The sequence below is a fragment of the Pseudoxanthomonas taiwanensis genome (assembly GCF_010093135.1).
In the GTDB taxonomy this organism is placed as follows: Bacteria; Pseudomonadota; Gammaproteobacteria; order Xanthomonadales; family Xanthomonadaceae; genus Pseudoxanthomonas; species Pseudoxanthomonas taiwanensis.
In genome coordinates, this window is record NZ_PDWK01000088.1 from 1 (window position 1) to 9667 (window position 9667).

Here is a 9667-nt window from a genome sequence, read left to right on the forward strand (position 1 = left end):
TGAACAACGATTCCTGAGTGACGTCTGCACCGCGCATCCCACGCCCTCCACTATGGCTGAGGTCGATATCGCAAACAGAGGGCTTGAAAGCAAGCTCTGGCGCGGGAGAATTTCAACAAGCTGCTAGGAGGCGGCGATGCGGTTCCCGGGCGGGATCCTGGACGGGCCGGAACGCGAGCTGTGGCGGCGCGCCGACGCGCTGTTCGACCGGCTGCTCGACGAACCGGAGCACACCCGCCAATCCCGCCTGCTGGAGCTGACCGACGATCCGGCCCTGCGTGAGCGCGTGCGCCGCCTGCTGGCGGCGCACGCGCGGTCTTCCGGGCCGCTGGACCAGCCGCCGCCGGGCCTGCCGCCCCCGGCGGCGGCCCTGGCCGGTCAGCGCCTGGGCCGCTGGCGTCTGGAGGAGGAGATCGGCCGTGGCGGCATGGCCGTGGTCTACCGCGCCCGCGCCGAGGACGGTGCCGAGGGCCAGCTGGCCGCGGTCAAGGTGCTGACCCTGGGCAGCCTGGCCCGCGACGGCCGCGAGCGCTTCCTGCGCGAGCAGCAGGCGCTGCTGCGCCTGCGCCATCCGTACATCGCGGCGCTGTACGACGCCGGCGTCAGTGCCGACGGCACCCCGTGGCTGGCCATGCAGCTGGTGGAGGGCGAGCCGATCGACCGCTGGTGCGCGCGCCACAGGCTGGACGTGCCCGCGCGCGTGCGCCTGCTGCTGCAGGTGTGCGAGGCGCTGGACTACAGCCACCGCAACCTGGTCGTGCACCGCGACATCAAGCCGTCCAACGTGCTGGTGGATGCCGACGGCCATGTGCGCGTGCTCGATTTCGGCATCGCCCGCACCCTGGACGGGGATGAGGCGGCCACCCGCACCGCGCTGCATGCGCTCACGCCCGAGTACGCCGCCCCGGAGCAGTTCACCGGCATGCCGCCGGCCACGGCCATGGACGTGTACGGCGCGGCGGCCCTGCTGTACCGCCTGCTGACCGGCCTGGCCCCGCGCCAGGCCGCGCCCGCCGGCGAGGTCATTGCCCCGTCGAAGCTGCTGCGCCAGCGTGCCGGCGAGCGCCCGGACCCGGCGCAGCGGCAGGCGGTGGCGCGGCTGCGCGGCGACCTGGACACCATCCTGCTCAAGGCCCTGGCCGGGACGCCGGAGGACCGCTATCCGGGCATCGCCGCCTTCGCCGAGGACCTGCGCCGCTGGCTGCAGCGCCGGCCGATCCGTGCCCATCCGCCCAGCCTGCGCTACCGCCTGCGCAAGTTCGCCTCGCGCAACCGCTGGCAGGTCGCCGCCGGCGCCGTGCTGCTGCTGCTGCTGGCCGGCGGCGTGGCCGGCACCGTATGGCAGATGCGCAAGGCCCGCGCCGAGGCCGCCCGCGCCAACGCCCTGGCCGAGGAATCGCAGGCGCAGCTGGCCTACCTGGAAAGCCTGCTGGAGATGCTGGCCCCGGGCACCGAGGACACGCGCCACATCGACCGCACCCGCGTGCTGGCCGAGGCCACCGCCCGCGCCCGCCGCGAACTGGCCGACCGCCCGCAGGTGCTGGCCAGCGTGGAGATGCGCCTGGGCCTGCTGGCCGAGGAGCTGGGCGAGTATGGACGCGCCGCGGACCTGTTCGACAGCGCCCTGCGGCGCCGCCGGCAGCTGTTCGGCGACGAATCGGAGGCCACCGCCGAGGCCCTGGCCAAGTCCGGCTCGGTGCGCGCCTATCTCAGCCCGCGCCAGCCGGAGGAAGTGCTGCGCCGCCTGGAGCAGGCCCTGCCGGTGCTGGCGCGGCTGGCGCCGCACGGCCAGGCGCGGGTGCGCGCGCTCAACGCCCTGCTGGCCATCCTGGCCGAGCTGGACCGCTACCCGCAGGCCGAGGCGCGCCTGGCCGAGGCCATGGCCGTGTGCGATGCACCGGCCGCGCCGGAAGAGGCCTGCGCCGCCCTGTGGGCCAACGCCGGCGCCTTCTACCAGCGCACCAGCCGGCCGAAGGACGCCCTGCCCCACCTGGAGCGCGCGCTGGAGACGCGCCGTCGCCTGTGGGGCCCGGAGCATGCCGACACCCTGGTGGTGGCCAGCCGCCTGGGCCTGGTCTACGCCGAGACCGGCGACCCGGCGCGCGGCCTGGCCCTGCTGGAACAGGTGGTCCAGGCGCAGCGGCGCATCTACGAGCGGCCCACCCGCGACGCGCTGCCGGCCCTGTACATGCTCTCGCGCCTGCTGGCCGGCAGCGGCGAGGTGGAGCGCGCCCTGGCCCTGAACAGCGAATATCTGGACCAGCTGCGCGAAGTCTACGGCGAGGACCATCCGGACAGTGCCCTGGGCCAGACCGAGCGTGGCACCCTGCTGTTCACCGAGGGCCGCTTCGCCGAAGCCGCCGCGGCCTATGCCGAGGGCGTGCGCATCTACCGCCTGGTGCGGAGCGAGGCCGGCACGGCCATCGCCGAGGGCAACTACGCCGACGCCCTGCGCGAGCAGGGCCAGGCCGCACGCGCCCTGCCCCTGCAGTACCGCTCGCTGGAGGTGCTGGAACGGGTGTTCGGCGCCGGACACCCGCAGGTGGCCGCGCGCCTGGGCAACGTGGCGCGCACCCATGCCGCGCTGGGCCAGCACGAGCAGGCCCTGCGCCAGTACGAGCGCACCCTGGAGATGTACGAACGCCACGCGCGCGAGCAGCAGGGCGGCGACCGCACCGCCATCGCCTACGTCGACGCCTGGCGCGCGCGCAGTCTGCTGGCCGTGGGGCGCGGCGAGGAGGCGGTGGCCACCCTGCGGGCCAGCGTGGCGTTGCTGCAGGACCGCCCGCAGCCCAACCCACGCCTGGAGAACGAGGCCTTCGCCTTCCTGGTCGAGGCCGCCTGCCGCACCGGCACCGGGGACTGCGCGGCGCTGCGCGCGCAGGCGCGCGAGCGGCTGGAGCGGCCGCTGCCGGGGATCGCCCGCCTGCGCCTGCGCCAGGCGCTGGCCGGCGGCGGCTGAGCGGCTGGCACTTTCTGCCGCGCCGTTGCGTATGTCCGGACAGAAGCGGCCGCCACGGGGGTGGCCGCCGGGGAGGGAGCGCGATGACGGCGGGCATGGCGGCAACTGCGGCCGAACGGGCCGGCACCCTGCGCACGGCGCTGCTGCTGGCCCTGGCGCTGGCCGCCTGTGGCGCCGAACCGCGCGGTGCGGCCGGACCGGACCAGGAGGCGGACCTGCAGGCCGCGCTGGCGCAGTACGAGGCGGCGGTGGCCTGGCTGCTGGGCACGGACCAGGCGGACCTGCAGGCCTGCTGGACCGAGGACCGTGCCGCGTTCGCCCGCCGCCTGACCACCTGCGCCGGCACCGCCGGCCGGGTGGCGCTGCTGCGCGAACGCCTGGCGGAGCTGCAGGGCTGGCAGTCCGACAGCCAGCGCATCGCCGGCCTGGCGCTGCCGCCGCCGCGGCGCGAGCTGCTGGCGATCCTCGCACCCGAGGGCGGCGCGGCGCCGGCGCGGCAGGACGAGCCGCCGGCGCAGGCGCGCGAGGGCGTGCTGGTCCATGCCGCCACCCGTCCCGAGCACATGGGCCTGGCCGTGGCCACGGCCGAGGGCGAGCACGTGATCGTGTTCGACGACGAGCTGGGCAACCAGGACGCCCACCACATGCTGCTGGACATGCCGGGCGTGCCGGTGCGGGTGCTTGGTCACCTGCGCGTGGCAGCGGACGGCATCGCCGATTTCGACACCGCGCGCTGCCGCCGGGTGTACCGGCTGCATGCGCCGCCCGCCCCGCCCGAACCTGCCGGAGATGCCTCATGACACCGACGCGCCGCCCCATCCCGAACCCGGTCCTGCCGCTGCTGGCCCTGGCCGCGGCGCTGCCGGCCGCAGCCGCCGACCCATGCCTGGTGGGCCGCTGGGAGCCGGTGGGCAACGCCGCCGGCGAGTGGATGCAGCGCAACGCCCCCGGCCTGCAGGTGCAGGCTGCGCAGCAGGGCACGCTGGAGTTCCTCGCCGACGGCACCTACGTGGCCGGCGGCAGCGGCCAGGCCCAGGTCGCCGCCACGCAGGCGCAGGCCGAGGTCCGCGACCTGCGCTTCCAGGCCCGCGGCACCTGGAGCACGGAGGGCACCACCCTGGTCCTGCAGCCGACGGCCGGATCCATGGACGGGACCATGCGCATCCAGGGCCCGGCCGGGCGGACCATCGAAGTGCCCATGCCCCGGGGGGCGGCGCAGCCGCAGCGCCTGCAGTACGCCTGCAGCAGCGACGGGCTCCAGACGCGCATGGCGGTCCGCAACGCCACCCCGGTCGTGCAGCGCTACCGGCGTCTGCCCTGACCTTCCGTCACCGCAAGGAGGAACGTGATGAAGCTACGCGATGTGCCCGTCCGGACCCTGTCCCGTGGCGCCCTGTGCCTGGGCGCGCTGCTGGCCAGCGCCTCGCTGCTGGCGCAGGTGCGCATACCGGCGCAGGTGCAGAAGGCGCTGAAGGCGCAGGCCGACGCCGGCACCTGGTCGGAGTCGGCCAGCACGGTCAACGGCATCACCGGCAGTGGCAACGGCGCCAACCAGCCGGCGCTGCCGCAGGTGGCCGCACTCAACGGCTTCCTGCTGTCGTTCAACAACGGCGACCACAAGCTGCGCCACATCGGCGTGCTGGCCGACGGCCGCTTCACCCGCTTCGCCTACGCCGACCGCAACGGCGACGACCCGTTCCGCGCCAGGGCCGGCTGGACCACCTTCACCCGCGGCATCGCCGGCGAGGTCAGTGCGGTGGGCGGTGGCAAGTTCCGCATCGAGCTGCCCACGCCGCGCCCGGAAGGACACGTGCTGGTGCTGCGCGGCTTCGAGTTCCGGCGCGCCGACGGCACCGACGCCAACCTGCGCAACATCAGTGTCAAGCTGGACGGGGCGCTGAACATCGCCGAGGTCTCGCTGACCGACGACCAGGGCCTGGACTTCCGCGGCCTGGAGCGCACCCTGGGCGCGGCCGGGGCCTCGGCCGCCGCCGGCGTGCCGCTGCCCGGCCTGGTGGAGTTGGCCCATGCCGACCTGGCCCGGGTGGCGGCACGCAACATTCCGCAGATGGTGGGCCGCTACCGCGCCTACCGCGTGACCGTGCAGTACGCCTGGATCCCGCGGGCACTGGTGCAGCAGGAAGGCACGCTGGCCGGCGGCACCGGCGACCTGGGCGCGATCACCCCGCCCACGCCCGTGCACGCCCTGCAGGGCTTCGAGTTCACCTTCGACAACTCCGACCACCACCTGCTGACCCTGGCGGTGAACGCGGACGAGCGCGGCAAGCGCGTGTTCGCCTTCCAGGACAACAACCGCGACGATCCGCTGCGCTGGACCGTCACCTACCTCACGCTGAACCCGGAGCTGCGCCGCTGAGCGGGGCAGGCCGTCAGGGAAGACGGAAGAAGGACCGCGCCGTCGCGGTGGTCGCCACCGCGACGGCCTCCATGGACTGGCCGCGGTCGCGGGCCAGCTCCTGCACGATGTGCGGCAGGTACATCGGCTCGTTGCGGCGGTCCCTGGGCATCGGGTCCAGGGTGCGCGGCAGCAGGTAGGGCGCGTCGGTCTCCACCATCAGGCGGTGGTCCGGGATCTCCTTCACGAACTCGCGCAGGTGCCGGCCGCGGCGTTCGTCGCACAGCCAGCCGGTGATGCCGATGTACCAGTCGCGGTCCAGGTAGTCGAACAGCTCCTCGCGGGTGCCGGTGAAGCAGTGCACCACCGCCGGGCCGATGCGGCCCTCGAACTGGCGCATGATCGCCATGAAGTCCTCGTGCGCGTCGCGCTGGTGCAGGAACAGCGGCTTGGGATCGCCGGCGGCGGCCAGGTCGGCGGCGATTTCCAGCTGGCGCTCGAAGGCCTTGCGCTGGGCCGGGCGCGGGGAAAAGTCGCGGAAGTAGTCCAGGCCGCACTCGCCCACCGCCACCACCTCCGGGTGCCGGTGCAGCTCGCGCAGCTCCGCGTCGCACTCGGCGGTGTACTCGGTGGCGTGGTGCGGATGCACGCCGGCGGTGGCGTACAGCACGCCCGGGTGGGCGCGGGCCAGTTCCAGGGCCCTGGGCGAATGCTCGCGGCTGGCGCCGGGGACCACCATCTGCACCACTCCGGCCGCGCGCGCGCGCTGCAGCACCGCCTCGCGGGCGCGGTCGAAGCTGTCGTGGGTCAGGTTGGCACCGATGTCGATCAGTTCCATGGAGCGTGCGGTCCGGGAAAGCACGCATTCTACCCGCGCGGCGGAAAGGCCCCGGCACGGGCCTGGCTTGCGGGCACGCCGTGGCCCGGGCCGGTCCGGCCATGGCAGGGCCGGCTCCGGTCCTCCAGCCCCGGCACGGTGGCGCTGGTGTCGTCGCCCCCGGGCATGGCGCGCTTGACCGCGCCGCGGGTGGCCACGGCGGTGGCCAAGTCCACCGGCTTGCCCGCCAGCCGCAGGGCGATGATCGCCCCGCGCCCGGCCAGGTCCGGCAGGCAGCGCCTCGACCTCTGCGCCGGGCGGGCCGACGTGGGACTGGACATGCAGGTATCCGCCGGCAAACCGGCCGATAATACTTTTCCTGTTTCGTGAACCCTCGCGCGTACGCAGGGCGCCAGCACGCCCGCGCATCCTGCCGCTCCATGTCCTTTCCCATCACACCCCTGCTGCCCGCGATCCGGGACAGCCTGTCAGCCCATTCGCGGCTGGTGCTGGAGGCCCCGCCCGGGGCCGGCAAGACCACCCAGGTGCCGCTGGCGCTGCTCGATGCGCCCTGGCTGGAGGGGCGCAGGATCGTGATGCTGGAGCCGCGCCGCGTGGCCGCGCGCAGCGCGGCCACGTTCATGGCCCGGCAACTGGGCCAGGAGGTCGGGCAGACCGTCGGCTACCGCATCCGCTTCGAGAACCGCGTCTCGGCCGCCACCCGCATCGAGGTGGTCACCGAGGGCATCCTCACCCGCATGATCCAGGACGACCCGCTGCTGGAAGGCGTGGGTGCGGTGGTGTTCGACGAGTTCCACGAGCGCCACCTGTCCGCCGACCTGGCCCTGGCCCTGGCCCTGGACGTGCAGGGCCAGCTGCGCGAGGACCTGCGCATCGTGGTCATGTCCGCGACCCTGGACGGCGAGCGCCTGGCGCGGTTCCTCGACGCGCCGCGCCTGTCCAGCGAGGGCCGCTCCTTCCCGGTGGAGGTCAGCCATTTCCCGGCGCGCCGTGACGAGGCGCTGGAGGTGCAGACCCGGCGCGCGGTGGAACAGGCCCTGGCCGGCTACCCGGGCGATGTGCTGGTGTTCCTGCCCGGCCAGCGCGAGATCGCCCGGGTCGCCGCGGCGCTGGAAGCGGCGGCCCTGGCGGGCGACGTGGAAGTGCTGGCCCTGCACGGCGAGCTGCCGGTGGAGCAGCAGTCGCGCGTGCTGCAGCCGGCACCGGACGGTACCCGTCGCGTGGTGCTGGCCACCAACGTGGCCGAGTCCTCGGTGACCCTGCCCGGCGTGCGCGTGGTGATCGACTCCGGCTTGGCACGCGAACCGCGCTTCGATCCCAACAGTGGCTTCTCGCGCCTGGACGTGGTGCCCATCTCCCAGGCCTCGGCCGACCAGCGCGCCGGCCGCGCCGGGCGCGTGGCCGAAGGCTGGGCCTGGCGGCTGTGGCCGGAATCGCAGCGCCTGGAGGCGCAGCGCCGACCGGAGATGGCGCAGGTGGAGCTGGCCGGACTGGCGCTGGAGCTGGCGGCCTGGGGCAGCGACCAGCTGCGCTTCGTGGACCCGCCCCCGCCCGGCGCCCTGGCCGCGGCACGCGAGCTGCTGCAACGCCTGGGCGCGCTGGAGGGCGGCACGGTCACAGCCCTGGGCCGGCGCATGCTGGCGCTGGGCACCCATCCGCGCCTGGCGGCGATGCTGCTGGCCGCGCGCGATCCGTACGAACAGGCCCTGGCCGCGGACCTGGCCGCGCTGCTGGAGGCGCGCGACCCGCTGCGCGGCCGCAGCGACGCCCTGGCCGAACGCTGGCGCGCGCTGGCCGCCTTCCGCGGCGGGCGCATGCCCGCCGATGCCAGCCGCTCGGCGCTGGCGGCCATCGACGCGGCCGCGCGGCAGTGGCGCCGGCGCCTGCGCTGCGACGCGCCACCCCCTGCGGAGATCGAGGCGCACCTGCTGGGCGACCTGCTGGCCCATGCCTTCCCCGACCGCATCGCCGCCCGCCATCCGGCCGATCCGCTGCGCTACCAGCTGGCCAACGGCCGCATGGCGCGCCTGTTCGAGGACAGTGCCCTGCGCGGCGAGCCCTGGCTGGTGGCCACCGAGCTGCGCTTCGAGGCGCGCGGCGACGCCCTGCTGCTGCGCGCCGCGCCGGTGGACGAGGCGCGCCTGCGCGCCGACTTCCCCGGGCGCTTCGTCGAGGAGGAGGGCGCGGTCTGGGACGCTGAACGCCGCGCCCTGGTGGCCCGGCGCGAGTCGCGCTTCGACCGCATCGTGCTGGACAGCCGCCCGGCCGGCCGGGTGGATCCGGCCCAGGCCGCGCAGGCGCTGACCAATGCGGTGCGCGAGCTGGGCCTGGAGGCGCTGCCGTGGACCGAGGGCCTGCGCCAGTGGCAGGCGCGGGTGGTGTGCCTGCGCGCGTGGATGCCGGAGCTGGGCCTGCCCGACCTGTCCGACGCCGCCCTGCTGGCCAGCCTGGACAGCTGGCTGCGCCCGGCCTTCGCCGGCAAGACCCGGCTGGACGCGCTGAGCGAGCAGGAGCTGGGCGAGGCGCTGAAGTCGCCGCTGGACTGGGGCCTGCGCCAGCAGGTCGAGCGCCTGGCACCGGCGCGCATCGCCGTGCCCTCGGGCCTGGAGCGGCGCATCGAGTACGCCCTGGAGGCCGACGGCACGCCGCGTCCGCCGGTACTGGCGGTCAAGCTGCAGGAGCTGTTCGGCCTGGCCGACACCCCGCGCATCGCCGACGGCCGCGTGCCGCTGCTGCTGCACCTGCTCTCCCCCGGCGGCAAGCCGCTGCAGGTGACCCGGGACCTGCGTGGCTTCTGGGACCGCACCTATCCGGAGGTCAGGAGGGAGATGAAGGGGCGGTATCCGAAGCATCCCTGGCCCGATGACCCCTGGACCGCCACGGCCACCCATCGCGCCAAGCCGCGGGGGACGTGAGGCCGCCGTCGCCGTGGCGGCGGTGAGGCGCGGCACGCGCCGAAGGGATGCCGGCCGCGGGGCACGCTGAACGGCCGCCATCGGCCGTCGTGCCGGCGATGCGGCGCCGTCACGACGCTGACGTATCGTCTACCTGCTGCCGCCGACACTGGCGGCCCGCCACTTCCTGCAAGGGGAATCCCATGAGCAAGCTGACCATCATCACCGACCGCGCGCTGGAGCTGGCCGAGCAGGCCGGTGCCGGGCTGCGCCATGCCGGTTCCAACCTGCGCGGTGCCGGCGCCGGGGCCGGCCAGTGGATCAAGGCCGGTGCGGCCCTCGGTGCCGCCCGCACCGGCGTGCGCGTGGCCGGCAACACCGTGCGCCGGCATCCGGTGGCGGTGGCCGCCGCCGCGGCCGTGGTCGGTGCCGGCGTGCTCACCTACCTGCTGTACCGCAAGCGCCGCCAGCAGGCGCGCCAGGCCGCGATCGAGGGCCAGGCCCGCCACCTCGGCCGCGAGGCCCTGGACGAGCGTGCCCGCGCCGCCGAGGGCGCCGAGGTCTGATCAGCCGCGCGGCCGGCGTGGCCGGCTGCGCGCCGCCGGCCACGCCGGCCG

At 75.0% G+C, this 9667-nt stretch carries 8 protein-coding genes; 6 read left to right on the forward strand and 2 right to left on the reverse strand.

Annotation, left to right across the window (positions count from 1 at the left end; translation table 11 throughout):
- The first annotated feature begins 136 nt into the window (after positions 1-136).
- From CR938_RS12930 to CR938_RS12945, 4 genes are all read left to right on the forward strand, one after another.
- The gene (locus tag CR938_RS12930; protein ID WP_162125399.1) at positions 137-2962 is read left to right on the forward strand and encodes a serine/threonine-protein kinase; all 2826 of its coding nucleotides are present in this window, start codon (positions 137-139) and stop codon (positions 2960-2962) included.
- 95 nt (positions 2963-3057) lie between these two features.
- Positions 3058-3762 (forward strand): hypothetical protein, encoded by a 705-nt coding sequence (locus CR938_RS12935; RefSeq protein ID WP_162125400.1) that lies wholly within the window; start codon positions 3058-3060, stop codon positions 3760-3762.
- The gene (locus CR938_RS12940) at positions 3759-4283 is read left to right on the forward strand and encodes a hypothetical protein (protein WP_028914275.1); all 525 of its coding nucleotides are present in this window, start codon (positions 3759-3761) and stop codon (positions 4281-4283) included. Before CR938_RS12935 ends, CR938_RS12940 begins: the two co-directional genes overlap by 4 nt.
- A gap of 27 nt (positions 4284-4310) precedes the next feature.
- Complete coding sequence (locus tag CR938_RS12945; protein ID WP_162125401.1) at positions 4311-5339, forward strand: hypothetical protein; 1029 nt, start codon at positions 4311-4313, stop codon at positions 5337-5339.
- Between the two features lie 13 nt (positions 5340-5352).
- On the opposite strand, the gene CR938_RS12950 is transcribed toward CR938_RS12945, so the two are convergent.
- Together CR938_RS12950 and CR938_RS12955 are read right to left on the reverse strand one after the other, a co-directional pair.
- The gene (locus CR938_RS12950; RefSeq protein ID WP_162125402.1) at positions 5353-6156 is read right to left on the reverse strand and encodes a TatD family hydrolase; all 804 of its coding nucleotides are present in this window, start codon (positions 6154-6156) and stop codon (positions 5353-5355) included.
- 29 nt (positions 6157-6185) lie between these two features.
- Positions 6186-6476: a hypothetical protein gene (locus CR938_RS12955; RefSeq protein WP_028914272.1), complete on the reverse strand. Its 291-nt coding sequence runs from the start codon at positions 6474-6476 to the stop codon at positions 6186-6188.
- Positions 6477-6575: 99 nt separating this feature from the next.
- Between CR938_RS12955 and hrpB the strand changes: the two genes are divergently transcribed.
- Positions 6576-9071 (forward strand): ATP-dependent helicase HrpB, encoded by a 2496-nt coding sequence (gene hrpB / locus CR938_RS12960; RefSeq protein WP_162125403.1) that lies wholly within the window; start codon positions 6576-6578, stop codon positions 9069-9071.
- A 182-nt stretch (positions 9072-9253) separates the two neighbouring features.
- Entirely contained in the window at positions 9254-9616 is a 363-nt protein-coding gene (locus CR938_RS12965; RefSeq protein ID WP_162125404.1) for a hypothetical protein, read from the forward strand.
- Positions 9617-9667: the final 51 nt, after the last annotated feature.